The 18062-nt window shown below is 38.6% G+C and carries 17 protein-coding genes and 1 tRNA gene; 15 read left to right on the forward strand and 3 right to left on the reverse strand.

The genetic code is table 11. The annotated features are described in order from the left end of the window. Positions 1-5 precede the first annotated feature (5 nt). Entirely contained in the window at positions 6-758 is a 753-nt protein-coding gene (locus tag AB3I00_RS05965; RefSeq protein WP_002308449.1) for a threonine/serine exporter family protein, read from the reverse strand. Positions 759-874: 116 nt separating this feature from the next. Between AB3I00_RS05965 and AB3I00_RS05970 the strand changes: the two genes are divergently transcribed. The 7 genes from AB3I00_RS05970 to AB3I00_RS06000 all read left to right on the forward strand — a co-directional run bounded on the left by AB3I00_RS05970 (position 875) and on the right by AB3I00_RS06000 (position 4839). After that, positions 875-945, forward strand: a tRNA-Gly gene (locus AB3I00_RS05970). A 365-nt stretch (positions 946-1310) separates the two neighbouring features. Then, on the forward strand, positions 1311-2036 hold the full coding sequence (locus AB3I00_RS05975) for a DNA/RNA non-specific endonuclease (RefSeq protein WP_002290883.1): 726 nt from the start codon (positions 1311-1313) through the stop codon (positions 2034-2036). A gap of 253 nt (positions 2037-2289) precedes the next feature. After that, positions 2290-2556, forward strand: a complete 267-nt coding sequence (locus tag AB3I00_RS05980; protein ID WP_002290885.1) for an IreB family regulatory phosphoprotein — start codon at positions 2290-2292, stop codon at positions 2554-2556. After that, a complete protein-coding gene (ruvX, locus tag AB3I00_RS05985) occupies positions 2553-2984 on the forward strand; it encodes a Holliday junction resolvase RuvX (RefSeq protein WP_002290886.1) in 432 nt (143 codons plus the stop codon). The genes AB3I00_RS05980 and ruvX overlap by 4 nt, the downstream gene beginning before the upstream one ends. Before the next feature lie 25 nt (positions 2985-3009). After that, complete coding sequence (locus AB3I00_RS05990; RefSeq protein WP_002308458.1) at positions 3010-3315, forward strand: DUF1292 domain-containing protein; 306 nt, start codon at positions 3010-3012, stop codon at positions 3313-3315. A 189-nt stretch (positions 3316-3504) separates the two neighbouring features. After that, on the forward strand, positions 3505-4341 hold the full coding sequence (locus tag AB3I00_RS05995; protein WP_368024927.1) for a sulfite exporter TauE/SafE family protein: 837 nt from the start codon (positions 3505-3507) through the stop codon (positions 4339-4341). Between the two features lie 63 nt (positions 4342-4404). Continuing rightward, positions 4405-4839 carry a GNAT family N-acetyltransferase gene (locus AB3I00_RS06000; RefSeq protein ID WP_002290890.1) on the forward strand — a complete coding sequence of 145 codons (435 nt, stop codon included), beginning with the start codon at positions 4405-4407 and terminating at the stop codon, positions 4837-4839. 61 nt (positions 4840-4900) lie between these two features. On the opposite strand, the gene AB3I00_RS06005 is transcribed toward AB3I00_RS06000, so the two are convergent. Continuing rightward, positions 4901-6223 (reverse strand): 2-hydroxycarboxylate transporter family protein, encoded by a 1323-nt coding sequence (locus tag AB3I00_RS06005; RefSeq protein WP_002308483.1) that lies wholly within the window; start codon positions 6221-6223, stop codon positions 4901-4903. A gap of 153 nt (positions 6224-6376) precedes the next feature. Continuing rightward, the gene (locus tag AB3I00_RS06010; RefSeq protein WP_002295057.1) at positions 6377-8017 is read right to left on the reverse strand and encodes a malolactic enzyme; all 1641 of its coding nucleotides are present in this window, start codon (positions 8015-8017) and stop codon (positions 6377-6379) included. A 328-nt stretch (positions 8018-8345) separates the two neighbouring features. Between AB3I00_RS06010 and AB3I00_RS06015 the strand changes: the two genes are divergently transcribed. From AB3I00_RS06015 to AB3I00_RS06050, 8 genes are all read left to right on the forward strand, one after another. Then, positions 8346-8816 carry a DUF4809 family protein gene (locus AB3I00_RS06015; protein ID WP_002290894.1) on the forward strand — a complete coding sequence of 157 codons (471 nt, stop codon included), beginning with the start codon at positions 8346-8348 and terminating at the stop codon, positions 8814-8816. Positions 8817-9037: 221 nt separating this feature from the next. Further along, positions 9038-10141 carry an alpha-hydroxy-acid oxidizing protein gene (locus AB3I00_RS06020; protein ID WP_002314634.1) on the forward strand — a complete coding sequence of 368 codons (1104 nt, stop codon included), beginning with the start codon at positions 9038-9040 and terminating at the stop codon, positions 10139-10141. 283 nt (positions 10142-10424) lie between these two features. Beyond that, positions 10425-11105 (forward strand): WxL domain-containing protein, encoded by a 681-nt coding sequence (locus AB3I00_RS06025; RefSeq protein WP_002318581.1) that lies wholly within the window; start codon positions 10425-10427, stop codon positions 11103-11105. A 90-nt stretch (positions 11106-11195) separates the two neighbouring features. Then, positions 11196-12233, forward strand: a complete 1038-nt coding sequence (locus tag AB3I00_RS06030) for a DUF916 and DUF3324 domain-containing protein (RefSeq protein WP_002340910.1) — start codon at positions 11196-11198, stop codon at positions 12231-12233. A gap of 10 nt (positions 12234-12243) precedes the next feature. Further along, positions 12244-12579, forward strand: a complete 336-nt coding sequence (locus tag AB3I00_RS06035) for a hypothetical protein (protein ID WP_002290899.1) — start codon at positions 12244-12246, stop codon at positions 12577-12579. After that, complete coding sequence (locus AB3I00_RS06040) at positions 12563-15043, forward strand: WxL domain-containing protein (protein WP_368024928.1); 2481 nt, start codon at positions 12563-12565, stop codon at positions 15041-15043. The genes AB3I00_RS06035 and AB3I00_RS06040 overlap by 17 nt, the downstream gene beginning before the upstream one ends. 55 nt (positions 15044-15098) lie before the next feature. Continuing rightward, on the forward strand, positions 15099-16658 hold the full coding sequence (locus tag AB3I00_RS06045; RefSeq protein ID WP_002308495.1) for a helix-turn-helix domain-containing protein: 1560 nt from the start codon (positions 15099-15101) through the stop codon (positions 16656-16658). Beyond that, positions 16655-18019, forward strand: a complete 1365-nt coding sequence (locus AB3I00_RS06050) for an NAD(P)/FAD-dependent oxidoreductase (protein ID WP_368024929.1) — start codon at positions 16655-16657, stop codon at positions 18017-18019. Before AB3I00_RS06045 ends, AB3I00_RS06050 begins: the two co-directional genes overlap by 4 nt. Positions 18020-18062: the final 43 nt, after the last annotated feature.

The raw sequence follows: 18062 nt of genomic DNA on the forward strand, positions 1-18062 counted from the left end.
CTTTCTTAATAAAAAAGCTGGAAAATAAAAGCAATCGCAAAACCAATCATCGTAGCAGTCATCATCGCTTCTGTTCCGCGAGAAACCCCTGACACATAATGACCAGCTAGCAAATCACGGATAGCATTCGTAATTTGAACCCCAGGAACCAAAGGCATCACACATCCGATAATAATTAAATCCTGATTGCTTCCTAAGCCAAAACGAACACTGTAGATAGCAGCTATGCCAATCAATAAAGAAGATAAAAATTCCGATAAAAATTTGATTCTAAAAAATTTCAAACTATACAGATAAACTGCGTATCCCCATCCACCAATAACTAAAGTCACAGGCAAATCGGTCATCTTTCCGCCGAATAACACCATGATCGTTCCGCTGATAACTGCCGCACTAACAATCTGCAACCAGACAGGAAAGAACGAACGGTCTCGGTCGATTGCCTGCAATTCACTGTAAAGTTCTTCTAATGTTAGTTCTGAAGCAACATACTTACGTGAAAGATCATTCACTTTTACTACTTTTTCTAAATTGATCGAACGGTTGGTGATTTGTTCCATTCGAATGGTCGAGGTACGATCAAGACCAATAAAGAGACCAGTCTGCGTGACATAGCTGACCAAACGGAAATTTCCAGAAGCTAAAGCAATTCGACTCATCGTATCTTCTACCCGATACATCTCTGCATTGCTTTCCATCATGATTTTCCCAGCGAGTAGACAAGTGTCTAGCAGCAGATCTAATTCTTTTCCCGTCATAGCATCTTCTCCAATAATTGATTGATTAGTTTTATTTTACTACAAAACATATCGGAAGCGTAAAGAATAAAAAAACTTGAGGAAGGAGTGAAAGAGGCGTATACTGTTTTTGTGTCGCGGGTGTAGTTTAGTGGTAAAATCCCAGCTTCCCAAGCTGATGTCGCGGGTTCGATTCCCGTCACCCGCTTAAAAGAGGCTGTGAAAAAGCTGCCCTGCATCAAGTAATAAGAATAGTCAAGCAAAAAAGCTTCTTATGTTTTTGACTTGGTTGGACTTATTACCGCAGATGCAAGCTTTTGAATACTGTTTACCAAGAGGTCGTACAGAAGCCGTTTAGTTTTGAGTATTAAGAAAAATTTTTTGAATGATAATAAATACCTTGTAAATAGTGTTTTGTGATTGAGTAGAGACGATGCATCCGTCTCTTTTTTTGTATTCTTAAGCCGTCTAAAAACTGGTTTTATTTTTTTACTGTTTCTATTTCTTTCCAGTATTTATTTATAGGGGAACATATGTTAAGATTTAGGGAGCTGTTAGTAAAGGAGTAAAGAAATGAGCAAAAAAACAACCAAGGCGATCGTGGGGATCGTCGCTGCTGTGATTGCAGGGGCACTCGGTATTTCCACCACACAAAAAGATTCAGATATCTTCCAACAAATTACAACCATTTTTGATTCCACACCGCAAGCTTCTCAAGTAGCGGATGTGCCAGAATATGATGGAAAACATCAAGAAATAGAAATCAATGGGAATCAGCCGGAGTTTACAAAAGAGGATCTTAGTCTTTCCAAAGGGACATGGGAAAGCTATTCAAATATAGACAAATTGAACAGAGTAGGACAAGCCAATGCGATGTTGGGAAAAGACTTGTTTCCTACTGAAAAGAGAGAACCTTTGTATATTGATCCGACAGGTTGGAAACAAAAGAAATTAAGTGACGGACAATGGTTATATAACCGCAGCCATTTGATTGGTTTCCAGTTGACTGGTCAAAATAATAACATTAAAAACTTAATGACAGGGACACGTTCGTTGAATGCTCCGTACATGCTTGCCCACGAAAATGATATTGCGGCATATATCAAGGAAACAAATCATCATGTACGCTATCGTGTCACTCCTCATTTCGAGGGAAATGAACTGGTAGCAAGAGGTGTGCAGTTGGAAGCAGAAAGCATTGAAGACAAAAAAATTGAATTCAATGTCTTTATCTACAATGTTCAAGATGGCTACACCATCAATTATGAGACAGGGCAAGCAACGAAAACGAAAAATTAGTAGCAGCAATTCGAATTTTTTATGAACTTTATGAAAAAATTGTGTAAAAACATACTTTCAAAGAAATATAGCGTATACTTTATGGAAAGAGGGCTTTTGAAAAAGCCACAGAAAAAAGGAAAAATCAGACAAATCGTGTTTCTTAATTTATTCAGAAGTTTGGAATATTTGTTTGTAGTTTTCCCTTTCTTCGAGTAAAATAAGGGTGTAGAAGGTAAGCTGGAATTACCTTGCGGGAAAGAGGTGTAGAATCATGGGTTTTACAGATGAAACCGTACGTTTTGGTTTTGACGATAGTCGCAAAAAAGAAGTGAGCGAAACATTAGCGATTGTTTATCGGGCTTTGGAAGAAAAAGGCTACAATCCAATCAATCAGATTGTCGGCTACTTGCTTTCTGGAGACCCGGCCTACATTCCTCGTTATCGTGATGCACGAAATTTGATTCGCCGTCACGAACGCGATGAAATCATGGAAGTAATTGTCAAAGACTACCTCTCAAATCATGGAGTGAATTTATGAGAGTAATGGGCTTGGATGTCGGTTCTAAGACAGTAGGCGTTGCTGTGAGCGATCCCTTTGGCTGGACAGCTCAAGGAGTAGAAATCATTCGAATCAATGAGGCAGAAGAAGAGTTTGGCTTTGATCGGTTGAAGGAATTAGTGGCGCAGTACGAAGTAGACCGTTTTGTAGTTGGATTACCTAAGAATATGAACAATTCCATCGGACCAAGGGCAGAAGCTTCCATGTCATATGGAGAGAAGATCAAAGAACTATTCTCCTTGCCGGTTGATTATCAAGATGAACGACTAACCACTGTTCAGGCAGAACGTATGCTAGTAGAGCAGGCAAATACTTCAAGAGCGAAACGAAAAAAAGTCATCGATAAATTAGCAGCTGTGATGATTTTACAAAATTATTTAGACGGCTCAGGTAAGCAATTATTTTAATAATAAAAAGAAAAGAGGTAATCTTATGACAGAACATAACCATTCCCACGAACACGAAGGACACGAACACATCACATTGGTGGATGACCAAGGAAATGAAACATTATACGAAATCTTGCTAACAGTTGACGGACAAGAAGAATTTGGACGTAACTATGTTCTTTTATATCCAGCTGGTGTTTCAGAAGATGAAGATGTAGAATTACAAGCTTATGCATACATCGAAAACGAAGATGGAACAGAAGGCGAGTTAGAACAAATCGAAACAGACGCAGAATGGGATATGATCGAAGAAGTATTCAATACATTCATGGCGGAAGAAGAAGAATAGAATAAAAGAATCGATAAGGTGTAAGAAAAGCTGGACTCTCTGAAAAGTAGAGCCCGGTTTTTTCGTTTAGCACTAAATTTCCTTAAAAAGTAGAAAAGCTTTCGAAGCCTCGTTTGTTTCTTTTACTGTATAATAAAAGAAAAGAGTAAAAATCGCTAAAAGATATAAACAAGAGAAAGGAAATACAAGATGATTGGTCTGATTTATTTTGTGGTGATCGTTCTGGCGAACACAGTTGGCGCTATTTCCGGGATGGGTGGAGGCGTGTTGATCAAACCGATTCTTGATCTTATCGGTGCCCATTCTGTTGCAGGGATTTCTTTTTACTCAACAGTTGCGGTATTCACGATGTCCATTGTTTCGACTGTGCGACAAGTATCAAGCGGGAAATCACTGAATTGGCAGATTGTCGGTTGGGTATCTAGTGGAGCTGTTGTTGGAGGAGTAGTCGGCAACATTGTATTCGAAGTTTTTTTACAGTTATTTGAAAACGAGAAGCATGTGCAGCTGATCCAAATTTTTTTGACGATATTGACCTTGGTTTTTGCGTTCTTCTACACCAAGCATCATCAGCCAAAATTTCATTTGACGTCATGGACTTGGTACCTTATATGTGGGGTGGTTCTGGGCTTTTTAGCTAGTTTTTTAGGTATTGGTGGTGGACCAGTCAATGTTTCTTTGTTGATGCTGATGTTTGCATTGCCAATAAAAGAAGCAACACTATATTCTCTATCTACGATTTTCTTTTCTCAACTGGCAAAATTGGTAACGATTGCTTTAACAAGTAGCTTTATGCGCTTTGATTTATCTATGTTGTTTTATGTTATCCCCGCTGCTATCATTGGAGGTTTGTGGGGAGCAAGATTTAGCAGGATTTTGTCTCCAAAAAAAGTGACCTTTATTTTTCAAGCGATTGTCATCGTGGTTCTTTTGATCAATCTTTACAATGCTTTCGTCATCTTGCAAACATTAGAAGGATCTGGATTCAAGCAAGTCAAAATCACTGAAAAGTCTTTTTTTAAGTGAAAAAAGGAGTATACTGTGATAAAAAAATTCATTTAAAAAAATAAAAATTGGCTGGTGATTTGGATGTTGCGGGAAATGCGTTTAGGAGATGCAGAAGCACTACGAGAAATCAATGCGGAACAATTAGGATATGATGTACCATTAACCGTTACGGTGAGACAAATGAAGAAACTGTTGAAGGAGCCAGAAAAAAATTTTTTCTTGGTTTATGAAGATCCTACTTCTAAAAAAGCAGCTGGCTATGTACAAGCGGAGTCCTATGAATCGATTTTCAGCGATCCGATGTTCAATATTATGGCACTTGCTGTGTCTAAACATGCTGAAAAAAGAGGAATCGGAAAGGCCTTGATGACTGGCGTAGAAGAAGAAGCGAAAAGACGAGGAATATCAGCAATAAGACTTAATTCTGCAGAATACAGAGTAGAAGCACACCGATTTTATGAACGCATCGGTTATCATTCCGATAAAATGCAAAAAAGATTTTTGAAAATCCTGTAAATTTTTATCAAAAAAATACCTGATCATCAAGCCGATACTTGATGATCAGGTATTTTTTTGACTAAGAAAGTAATTGCATCAAGAAACCTGAGATGATCAAAACGATGGCACCACCAAGCCGATTGCCCATTTGAGCAAAAGCAATAAGTTCCATCCGATTAGCCGCAGATAAGACAGCAACATTTCCTGTACCACCCATCGAGTTGTTGCATAAGCCAGCAGTAATAGTTGATTCGATTGGATATAAACCAAACAAACGACCGACAAATCCTGAAACTACTGAAATCGCGATAACACTTGTCAAACATAAGACAACAAATTGCCATGTCAAAGCAGAAGCCAATACATTTAGATTCAATAACGCAATACCGATACCGGCAAGAACAGCTGCTGTCAAGTTTTTGACAATCAAGTTGTTGAACATGATAGCTGCATCTTCGTAATATTCTGGTAATAGGTTTGCGATTTTACAGATAACAACGATAATGATCATGAATGCGTAAGCATGGACTTTAGGAACAAAATAGTTACCGATTTGTCCTAAGATGAAGAAAGTCAATGATACCATCAAGCCGACACCTAATTGTGGAATGGAAGGTTTTACATTTCTAGGTTTTCCATCGCCAAGGTCGCCTTTTTCCATTAATTTACCATTACCGTTGAATTTTGGCATTGATTGTCCCGCACGAGCAACTAACGCTGCACCAATGATAGCTAGGACATTTGTCATTGCTGTAGCAGGAATCAGGCGGGAAATGATAGAAGAAGCGTCCGTACCTAAAACATTTGCATAAATCGTTGATAAAGGTACAGCTCCGGCTCCAACACCACCAGCCATTGCGGGCAATGAGATATATAAAACGGAATTTGCAAAACCATTTCCGATAAGCATACCTACGAGTCCTACGGCAAAAAAGGAGACGACCATTGAAATAAGTGCAACGGGAATAAAACGAACAGAAGCTTTCATCAATAGATTACGGTTCATACCAAGGATGCTACCAGTAATCAAGGCAGCAATATAAAAGTCTAAAAAGCCCATATTGCTGACAAAGTTTTCTGTGGATTTTACTACATACTCAGGTAAGATCCCAAATGTAGCAATCGCGGCAGAGGCAAAGATCGCAAAAACGGAGCCACCACCTAAATAACTTTTGACGATAGGGATTTTTGTTCCGATAAAATGAAATAAATTACCGAAAATGACCAAAACAGCGATTGGGCCAATCATATTCGTCGGTAATTTTCCTAAAGCCATTGCAATGATCAGGACAAGGACCATGATCAAATAAAGGGGCAAACTTACGCCGGTAATTTTTGTTGACCAAAACCCTTCTTTTTTCTTTTCCTCAACTGCAGTTGCAGTTGTTGTTTTTTGTGCCATTTTTACAGATCCTTTCTTATTCTGTATCGTATGAAAAAAGCCAAAGAGAAGCGGCAAAAGAGCAGTAGTTGGCTGGCTGCTGTTTTGCCGCAGTCGCTTTTTTCTTTTTAGACGTCATACAAAGTTTCTGTATGTTCTTTTACTATAACAATCTTAATCTTCTAAAGATTTATATTCAGGAACCCATTTAGCAGATTCAACAGCTTCTTTGATATCCGTGATTTCTTCACGATTCAATTTTTGTGCAACAACTGATTTTGCGACAGTTTCAGCAATCGTTTGAGAGAATTCAGTGATTTTTGCTACTGGAGGCAAGATAGCTGCTCCTGGTTTTGTTACATCAACGATTCCGCCTAATGCTCGACTAGCTTGAGAAATGATTTCAGCATTTACTCGTGTAGCTGTTGAAGCAATCAAACCAAGCCCTAAACCTGGGTACATCAACGCATTATTTGCTTGACCGATTTGGTAAGTTACACCGTTATATTCCACATCAGCAGCAGGGATACCAGTTCCAACTAAAGCTTTTCCGTCCGTCCATTCAATCAAATCTTTTGCTTTTGCTTCTGCCAATTTTGTTGGATTAGACAGAGGCATGATGATTGGACGTGGGGTATGAGCCGCCATTTCTTTCACGATTTCTTCAGTGAATGCTCCAGGTTGGGTAGAAGTACCGATCATGATCGTTGGATGGATTGCTTTTACAACTGCTTCTAAGTTTGTCAATTCATCAGCATTAGTGAATTCTGAGCGTTTACGAGCAAACGGGATTTGACCAGGAGTCAATCCTTTTGTATCTTCAAACAATAAACCCTGTTTATCTACTTGATAGAAATGTTGGCGTGCTTCTTCTTCAGGTACACCTTGACGGATCATTTCATCTAAAAGGATGTTTGCGATACCTACACCAGCAGTACCAGCACCAAATGTCAAGATTGTTTGATCTTTCAATTGCTCACCTGATATATTCAATCCACCTAATACACCAGCTAGTACAACGATTCCTGTGCCTTGGATATCATCATTGAAAGTAGTGATTTTATCTTCGTATTTTTCTAAGATCGTTGCAGCATTTCCTCGTCCAAAATCTTCCCAATGTAATAACAATTCTGGGAATAATTCAGTAGCTGATTGAACGAATTGATCAATGAATTCGTAGTAAGTTTCGCCTTCTACACGAGCATGACGATTCCCTAAGTATAATGGATTATTCAATAATTCTTCGTTATTAGTACCAGCGTCGATCGATACAGGTAAGACCTGTGCAGGATTGATACCAGCCGCAGCAGTGTAGACCATCAATTTACCGATAGCGATGTCAACACCGTTCACACCCCAGTCACCCATACCTAAGATTCCTTCTGCATCTGTCACAACGATCAAACGAATGTCGCGTCCATCTGCTGCGTTTTTCAAACTTGCTTTGATATTTTCTGGTTCGTCGATTGAAAGAAATGCAGCATCTTGTGGTTTCAAGAAAATTTCGTTGTATTGTTCGATTGAATCCGCAACGACAGGATCATAAACGACAGGCATGAATTCAACTAAATGTTCGCCCATCAATTTATAAAACAATGTCCGGTTCGTATTGAATAGATTCATTAAGAAGATACGTTTTTCCAAATCGGTCTGTTTGCTTAAGTATTGACCGTAAGCTTGGACAGATTGTTGTTCCAATGTTTGGACAGTACTTGGAAGCATACCAGTGATTCCGTATTTTGCCCGTTCTTCTTTTGTAAAAGCTGTTCCTTTATTTAGAAAAGGATTATTTAATAAGTTTAACCCTGTAAGCATGAATGATTCCTCCTAAGTTTTAATACAAACGAAGTATAGGAGTCAGATGAGGTTATAGTCAAAAAGAGCAGGTATAATAAATTTTATTTATATGAGTAATAGAGTCAAAAGAAATCAAAATAGCGGTATTTGTTCTTTTTATATCAACAATCCTTGCTTGATTACTATGCGTATCTCTTATATGCTAAAGAAAAGTAGAAGAATAAAGGATATGTTAGATAGATAAATAGAATCTCTGAAGAATAAATCACGTGATCGTGACGATAAAATACACTTACGTCAGATGATAAAAAATACATAAGTAGAAAACTAAGAGGAGGAACAGAAAATGAAAGAAGTTCAATTGATCAGAAAAAGCGAACTATCAGAAGGTGGTTGCAATGCATGCGGCGTAGTAGAAGCAACAAGCTATACATTAAAGCTTGGTGCCAACAAAGCGATAATCTCTGAGTTGACAGTAGGCGGTCTTGTGGACAGTCTGGCGCTTGCTGAAGGTTTTATTGGAGAAGATATTTATGAGATGTTTTCAGAAATCCGTCAGTTAAAAAAAGGGGAAAACTGCATAGAGGTTCATCATGAGAGCCCGAATGTGAGATTCAAACGTGGTGATAATGAGATGATCTTCAATAATCATGTGTCCGATCACACCGAGCTATATGGAATCGTGAATCAAATACTAACTGAGCTTTTTGGATTGGGACCTTATGCGTTCAAGGAAGAAAACGGTAATCCAAAATTAAACGAAGAATGGCAAGAAACGATTGAAACACAAAGAAACAACCCGCACTTATTTCAATAGGCATCCACAGTATTTCGTAAAAGGGACTTTGACACGACTTTTGTCAAAGTCCCATCGTTTTTTATCTATTTGTGTTCTAAACATTTCTTTCAGAGTAGTAACAACTGGAATGACTGAAATGTAAACAGATTATTTGCCTGTATCAATACGGAAGAGTAATATAAAATGTGTAAACGCTATCATATTATTCATTCAATTTTTTATAGAGGGAAGGCATTGAAATGGAAAAAACGTATCAAGCAGGTACAAATGAAGGAATAGTGGATTTTATCAATATGGAAGATTTAGAAATAGCCGCTTCACAAGTGATTCCAGCTGGTGGTTATGGTTACATCAGCAGTGGTGCTGGCGACTTATTTACTTATCAAGAAAATGAACGGGCATTCAATCATCAGCTGATTATTCCTCATGTATTAAGAGATGTAGAATTACCCGATACAACTACACATTTTGACGAAGAAACGCTGACTGCACCAATCATCATGGCACCAGTTGCTGCTCATGGCTTAGCTCATGTGAAGGCGGAGAAAGCTTCTGCAAAAGGTGTAGCAGATTTTGGGACGATCTATACAGCAAGTTCTTACGCTTCTTGTACATTAGAAGAGATAAGAGAAGCAGGCGGGGAGAAAGCACCGCAATGGTTTCAATTTTATATGAGCAAAGATGATGGGATCAATTTGGATATTCTTGAAGTGGCCAAGCGTAATGGAGCAAAAGCAATCGTATTGACAGCGGATGCAACAGTTGGCGGAAACCGTGAAACAGACCGCAGAAATGGGTTTACCTTCCCACTGCCAATGCCGATCGTTCAGGCTTATCAATCAGGAGTAGGCCAAACGATGGATGCTGTGTACAAATCTTCCAAACAGAAGCTTAGTCCAAAAGATGTAGAATTTATTGCTGCTCATTCTGATTTGCCAGTCTATGTGAAAGGTGTCCAGTCAGAAGAAGATGTCTATCGTTCATTAGAATCTGGTGCTGGCGGAATCTGGGTATCTAATCATGGCGGCCGTCAACTAGATGGTGGTCCAGCAGCGTTTGATTCGTTGCAATATGTGGCAGAAGCAGTAGATAAACGTGTACCAATCGTGTTTGACAGCGGTGTACGACGCGGACAGCATGTTTTCAAAGCAATCGCATCAGGTGCAGATCTTGTTGCTATTGGCAGACCCGTTATTTATGGATTGTCTTTAGGAGGAAGCACAGGAGTCCGTCAAGTGTTTGATTTCTTTAAAACAGAATTGGAAATGGTCATGCAATTAGCTGGAACACAAACAGTAGAAGATATCAAAAAAATAAAATTGCGTGAGAATCGTTTTATTTAAGATACAAATGACGAAAACAATAGGAGTGCGGCAGTTGATGCCGTACTCCTATTTGTATGGGTCAGAGAAGCATTAATAGAATAAGTTGAAATGAAAAAAAGAAAATTGAAATGTTTTTTCATACTTAATAAAAAAATAAGAATATTCATGTAAACGATTTTATTGCTTTTTTCTCTTTTATACAAAAAGGGTCAGAATTTCAAGTAAGCGGATGAATTCATGAGGATTTTTTGCATGCTGTCTCTACTATACTTAGCTCACTAAGAAAAAGGAGTGATTTATTATGAAAAAGAACATGATTGGGACATTATTACTTTCAACACTTCTTCTAGGCGGCTTGGCAACCCCAGCTTTTGCTGAAGGTCAAGCAACTTCAAAAGGAGATATTACCTTTACTGAGCCAACAAATACTGTCGTACCCCTTGATCCTACTGATCCTTCTAAACCAGTAGAGCCGGCAGATCCGGAAAATCCAGGAACTGGCCAGACAGGTCCTTTAACGCTGGATGTAGTTCCCGAATTGCCGTTTGGTACACACGAGATTGAAAGCGGAACAAAAACATATCAAATAGACGCTTCAAAAAATGATACACCTTATCTTCAAGTATCAGATCGTCGAGGTGTAGGTGCAGACGGGCAAGCGCAAGGATGGAACGTGACAGTTTCGGTTTCAGATTTTGTAAACGGTTCACAAGTTTTGCAAGGGGCTGAATTGGATTTTGGGACATCCACTGTGAAAAGTACCTCAGATAACGAAGCCACTGCCCCAACTAGTCAAGCTGTGACTGGATTAAGTAAAGCAAGTGCAGCGACACCAATATTTACAGCAGCAAAAGACCAAGGTCTAGGAACATGGCTTTCTGTTTATGATCCAGCAAATATCACGCTGAAAGTACCTAAAGCAGCAGCTGGAACATTCACGGCTGATTTGACTTGGAACCTCGTGGCTGGCCCAGTAGCATAGAATATGAAATGAATTCAACAAACTGCGGTGAAAATACTATGGGTGAAGAATCTTTTTACCGCAGTTGTTGTTGAAAGGATGTGGTGGACAATGAATCAAAGTAAACGACTGTTTGTTTCGTTTTTTTCTATTTTAAGTCTATTTTTCATTTTTCCGTCAATCAGTCAAGCAGAGGATTCAGCAGGAGACTTTGGGATCAAACCGGTATTTCCAGAGAATCAAATAGATAAAGCAATCGGTTATTTTGATTTATTAGTGGCACCGGAACAAAATCAGACACTGGAAGTAATTATCAGCAATTCTTTAGATCAAGAACGAACATTTGAGGTCTCTGTTAATCCGGCGGTAACGAGTGATGGTGGAACGATCGATTATAGTCAAAAAAATCCAACGCTAGATGGGACCTTGCCGTTTGATGTCCGTGACGTTTTGACCGTTGCCAAAAAGGAAGTCAATGTACCAGCGCATGCTGAAACAACTGTACCTGTAGAAGTAAAAATCCCAGCTAAAAGCTTTAAGGGACGTGTATTAGCGGGTATTCATGTTTCACCTAAAGAAGAAGCTGAAACAGAAAATGCTACAGAAGGTGCACAAATAAAAAATCGTATTGCTTATAATCTCGCAGTCGTTTTACAAGAAAGTCAAGAGACGATAGAACCGGATCTGAAACTTTTATCAGGAGATTTGAACGAGGTCAATGCAAAGCCCACTGTCCAGCTTCGTTTCCAAAATCCTCAGCCTACGATTATCAGCAATTTGATATTTACGAGCAAGATCTATTATGAAAATCAGCTTTATATTGAAAATACGTCTAATGCATTTTTAGTTGCACCAAATTCGAATTTTCACTTGAATCTTGATTTAGCTGGTGATAAAGCAAAAGCCGGCGATTACCGCGCAGAAATCATAGCAAAATCAGGTGACAGTAATGAATGGCGATTTACACAAAACTTTACGATCAAAAAAGAAAAAGCACAGAAAGTAAATGAAAATTCCGTTTTTGCAGTACAAGAACAATCTTTCCCATGGCTTTATGCAGGATTGGTTGCTGCAGTTCTTGTATTACTGTTGATTTTGCTGTTTTTGTGGATCCACAAGAAAAAGAAAAAAGGAGAAACAACACGATGAGGTGATTTCGTTGAAAGCATCAATCTTATTAGGAGGGATTATTGCAAGTTTGCTGTTCTTCAGCTGGCAAGAGCCAGTCCAAGCAGATACCAAAAGTTCAGGCACGATTACATTTTATGATCTAAGTCCAGTTCCGCATCCAAGTGGTTCAGTCAATGGCACATCAAAACAGCAGACACAGCCATCGATTTATAAAGAGGCTAATCAACATGGCGTATTTCCGGAGACGAATGAACAAAGGATCCGTTTTCTTTATTTGATCATTGGTATAGAATTATGGCTTCTTGTGTGGTTGTTGTTATGGAGAAGAAAGGAAAAGGAGGATGAACATGTTGCTACAAAATAAATTTACATTTTTTCGCTCCTTCTTTTTTACTTCGCTTTTTGTTTTAAGTATATTTATCTTTTCACCTTCGGCAGAAGCTGTTGGAGCAACGCCTCCTACCATTTCTTATGATCCGTACACATACGAAAATATCGTACCTCCAAATGGTGGACGTAGTGCAGTGAATGGCGGGAAGCTTGTCCAACTAACTGGGGCTAACCAGTTGCCTAAATTGACTGCTACTTATTTAAACGATGGTTCAAATGATCCTTGGAAAGGTGGCACGGTCCGTTTTCATTGGGAAAGTCATGTGAAACTAACAAATGTACTTGATTTGGTGAATATCACTGCACAAGGTTTTGCCTTCGTTGCAATCATCAATTTACCGGAACATGTATCAAGTAGTGATGTATTAAAAGCAATTGACTGGAACAACGCCTACTTGTATATTGCCGGTGCCCCCATCAAGGTTACTAGCGGAAGTTTATTATCAGCAGGAAGCCATACTTTACGTTTTGGGATGGGTTCGTGGGATACAAATACTCTCCTGCCAGATATCATCGCTATTATTACGCGAGGCGAGTTCAATGTTGACGATGTCCCGCTTCAATTTGATATTACAGCTAATGTCGCGAAGATGACAGAAAACGGAGATAAATATGATACGAGTCCAAACAAAATTTTGACCAAAGGTAAATTACAACCTTCTATATCTAAAAAAGCTATTTTTTCTGTTGATTTTTATGACTCGAATAATATTATCCAAGATCGTATGTTCAATTCGATCTTAGCTCCAGCTGCAGGTAGATTTTATCCTAAATTAACTGGTGGAAAATTGAATCCAGGAGCGTATGCATTTTCTGCAAGTGCAGAGATAAATACGTGGAATAGTTACATTTCACCAAGTGATTCAACAGGAAAATATAATACATTTGCTGATACTACAGAATACGTGGATGGGAATAACCAGAACCTTCCAGGCTCAACCAATAATCGAACACTAACGATGGGGTTGACTGAAGGACGTTTTGATCAATTACCGTCTACTCGCTTTGAACGTGTAGTCAATTATTTTACAGGGAAAAACGTCACACAAGGAGCAACACTGACTCATACTCCAGCAGGCACAAGTGGATTGAATCAGTCAACCAATATTGTATATAGCGGGAAAGATGCGCAAGGTGGATTGCTTTCTCCCGTTGCTTTAAAGGTATTGGAGCAGTACAAGCTAGACGGTACGGTTCTACCAACAAACTTAACAGCCGATAGTCAGTGGGGAAAGCTCCTTTCTCCTGCGCCGTACCAAGTCACGGCCAATTGGTCAGCAACTGAATTAAAAACGGGGTCGATCCATTACAGGCTTTATTCGAAAGGAACCCAAAAATTAGCGGCAGGATGGACAGATCAACTTTTCCAAACGATCTCATCAAATAATGGCGGCACAACTACAGCTACTTCTACACTACCTGCATTGGCTTCAGGGCAATATTATTTTGATTATCGCTTGGTGGACGACGTACTTACTAACCTGTATCCTTCTTTTGCGTACAAATGGCAGTCTGAACAAGCGGGAATCACCACTCTTCCCCAAATAACAGTGGCTAATTTTCCATCAGTGAGTGCAGACAGCCAGCTAAAAAATCTTAGCAGACAACCGGATGAAGGAACTCCCTTATCTGCACTATCAGGGGATACGATACAAGAAAATGTGACATTCACGTTGACAAAATCTGGGGATGCGATCACCGACAAAAAAATCACGATCTCACTTCCAGAAAATACTACTTATATCAATGGTACCTTAAAATTAAATGGTACAACTGTCGCAGATACCGGCGTTCAACAAGGAGTATCTGTCCCAGCAGATTTATTGAGCAAAGTCGGCGATACTATTCATCTTACTTACAACTATCAATTAAATACTGTAGATACTTCTGTGCAATCTGTCAGCATACCGACAAAGGCAGCTGTACTTTCTAGCAATATTACATTAGCAGATGGTGCTAAGCTTCCTAATCCAGTTGTCCAAACATCTTCCAAAACAATTCTTGTCCCCAAACAAGAATTGACATTAGTTGATGTACCAGATGATTTTACATTTGGCAACGATCTCCCCAAACCGTTGAAGACAAGTTATTATGAAGCAAAAGGCGATTTTTCTTTTGATGTACGGGATACTCGGCTTCCAAGCACGTCTCCTTGGCAACTGACAGGTACATTGACTTCTTCATTTAAGAATGATCAAGGTCAAGAATTAAGCGGAACAAAATTGTACTTTAATCATGCTGGATCAAAGCAATTGATCCAACAAGGACAAAACACGATGATTTATCAAAGTGATGGCACAGCTAAAGGAGAGGTTCTCGTTGACTTTCCCGATACCGATGGTTTACTCTTAGAGGTAAATAGCAGTACGAACGCTCAACCTGGCGTAAGGTATCAAGGCACGATCACATGGGAACTGTCAGCTGGGCCAATCAGCTAAGTGATCAGAATTTGTATGGATCTGTGACAACTGTCGCAGATCCTCTTTTTCAAGGATGAGAAGGAAACTTCTGCTGTTAAAATCAGAAATGCTTGGAGGAGTGGACTTGGAACTTTTCAGTTTGCTTGAAAAAAATGAACAACGGCAAATCAAACTTTTTCAACTTTTATTAGAGGAAAAAGGAGAGATCTCTGTTAATAACGTACTAGCCCGCTTATCAATCGATCGGTCTACCTTGAAAGAAGATTTATTTTATTTACAAGCTAGTTTAGAAAACATCGAACAACTGGAAATCGTTATCCAAGAAGGATACATTTTATTGATCAGACATGGCAATATAGCAGCTATCGATGTTTATTATCATTGCTATTTGCGCTATTCTACAAAATATCAAATCCTTCTTTATCTGTTAGAATATGGCTCATTTGATCGGCAGAAACTTGTTATGGAACTTAATATCAGTTCGGCTACTTTGTCGCGTAGAGTGAAGGAATTAAATGATTCTTTAAAAGAGTTTCATTTGAAAATAAAAAGCGGGCGTTTGACTGGCCCAGAAAATCAAATCCGCTATTTCTATTTTCAATTATTTTGGTTTGGTCGCCCCTACCTTGAAAATAAAAAAGAATACAGCGATTTATCAGGAAACACTTTTTTAGATCTGCTACAAAAAGAGTTCAGTTTTGCCATTACAGAAGAAGGGCGACTGAAATTTGAAATATGGCTTTCCATTATGAAGAAACGGATGCGCTGTACGAAAAAAGCCAAACCAGATTATAGTAATCTTCCTGTTGGATTGTTTCAAACGACACAATTTTTATTGGAGCTCCATACATTTTTGACTCGTTATTTCTTTCAATATGCCTTTCCTTGGGATCAAAACGAAACGTTGGTTTTTTATCTTTTCATGATCAGTAACTTTACATTAGATACACATAATTCACATGTTCAGGAATTTTTGATAAGCGAAAAATACAAAGATGACGTAGTGGCTCAATTGAATCGAACGTTTAAACAATCGATAGAAGAATATTTTTCTTTCTATGTTTTTCCAGAAGAGATTTCGCAAAAGATTGCGTTGACAGTGATGCAAAATCACGCTCATTTTGCCTATTTTAGAGGATGGATGAATATTTTTGGTCAAGAAGGATTGAAACAACGGTTAACTGAAGTAGAAGATAAACAATTCCTTGTTTTATGTGAAAGACTGGTCAGACAAACATTTGCTATTGTGGATTTTACTGAAGCAGACGAGGAAAATGCCCGTTTTGAATTATTTGCTCGCTATGCATCTATTTTACGAACGCTAATCAAGCAATTGGAATTGCGCTTGCAAATTGCTTATGATCTTCCGTACGAAAGGCTAATGGCGGATATCGTGAAAGAAATCATTCAAGAACAATTGTTGAATACGATCAAATATGATTTAGTGGAATACGAGAAAGACAAGCAATATGATGTTATTTTGACTAGCCAATTGAAAGAATACCCGTCACAGAAGTCCGCTAAAGTTTTTGTATTTACGAGTAATGAATTTAACTATGATTTTCCCTATTTGAACCAATTTTTAAAAGAATGCTATTTAGAAAAATTGAATTTAAGGATGAATAAAACATGAAAATCGTGATCATTGGTGCTTCCCATGCAGGCATCACCGCTGCCCTAAATCTACGCAAACTTCAACCGGAGGCAGAAGTTCTGTTGATCGATGAAGATCACAAAGATGGATTAGGCTATGTTTCAAATGGGATCAATCTTTATTTAAAAGGAAAGATACATAGTTTAGCTGAAGCTGCAAACAACGAGCGGACTCTTCAAGCAAGTGGTGCAAAACTGATCACCGAATGGAGAGTAACTGAACTTGATCCAGACAAACATCAGCTCATCCTTACTTCTGAGGAAGGAAAAAAAGAAACCCTAACCTATGATAAACTAATCGTGGCAACAGGTTCATCTCCTGCTACTTTATATAAACAAATTGAAGCTGAAAATGTCTACACCTATAAAAATCTAGTGCAATCTAAACAAGTACTTGCCGCTTTGAAAGAAGCAAAAGAAGTAGTGATTTTTGGTGCTGGTTATATTGGGTTAGAATTAGCAGATGCTTTGAGAAATAAGGGACATATGATTCATTTAGTTGATTACATGCCGAATGTTTTATCAAGATATTTCGATAAAGATATGATTGGCAGTTTTCAAAATCAGCTGAAAACCAAGCAAATCAACTTTCATCCAAATGAATTTTTGATTGATTGGAAAAAATCAGGAGAAGAAGTAGTATCCGTACAACTTTTGTCTCAAACACTGAAGGCAGATATCGTCATTTTTTCTGCTCAAACTCGTCCAAATACGTCATTGTTAAAAGACAAAGTGGCATTGTATGAGGACGACACTGTGATGGTCAATGAATACCTGCAGACAAGTGATTCGGATATCTATGCGATTGGCGATATCGTTCCAGTCAGTTTTGACAAAAAAGAACGGCATCTCTTTTTGCCCTTAGTTACTCGAGCTGTACATATGGCGAGAGCGGTAGCGTTGACTTTGTGCGAGCAGCCGACTGCTTATGATCTCAAACAAAAGATAACAGCAACGGTCATTACCGACCACTTTTTAGGAACTGTTGGGTTGACAGAAGACGAAGCACCATTTTTGGAACAAAGTGCCTGTTCTTGTTCAGGAGAGTTTGACCTATTTCCACAATACTATGAAGAAAATAAAACAGTAAATGCAAAGCTGATCTATCATCCAGATACATTAGAAATCATTGGCGGACAGCTGATAAGCAAAGAATTTTTATTATCAGATTTGAACTTGCTTGCTGATATCGTGAAACAAAAAACCACGATTCCAGAGTTAGCAGTTGAAAACTTTGGATTTTTGGCTGAATATACCCCACGTTTTCACTATCTCAATGAGTTAGCTTTTAAAGTACTAGCTAAGAGAGCCAATCGCAATAGAGTAGAAAAAAGACCGTGAGAAACATCACGGTCTTTTATTATGTGAAATGCTATTTTTATAA

Source organism: Enterococcus sp. C76 (assembly GCF_040886985.1).
In the GTDB taxonomy this organism is placed as follows: domain Bacteria; phylum Bacillota; class Bacilli; order Lactobacillales; family Enterococcaceae; genus Enterococcus_B; species Enterococcus_B lactis.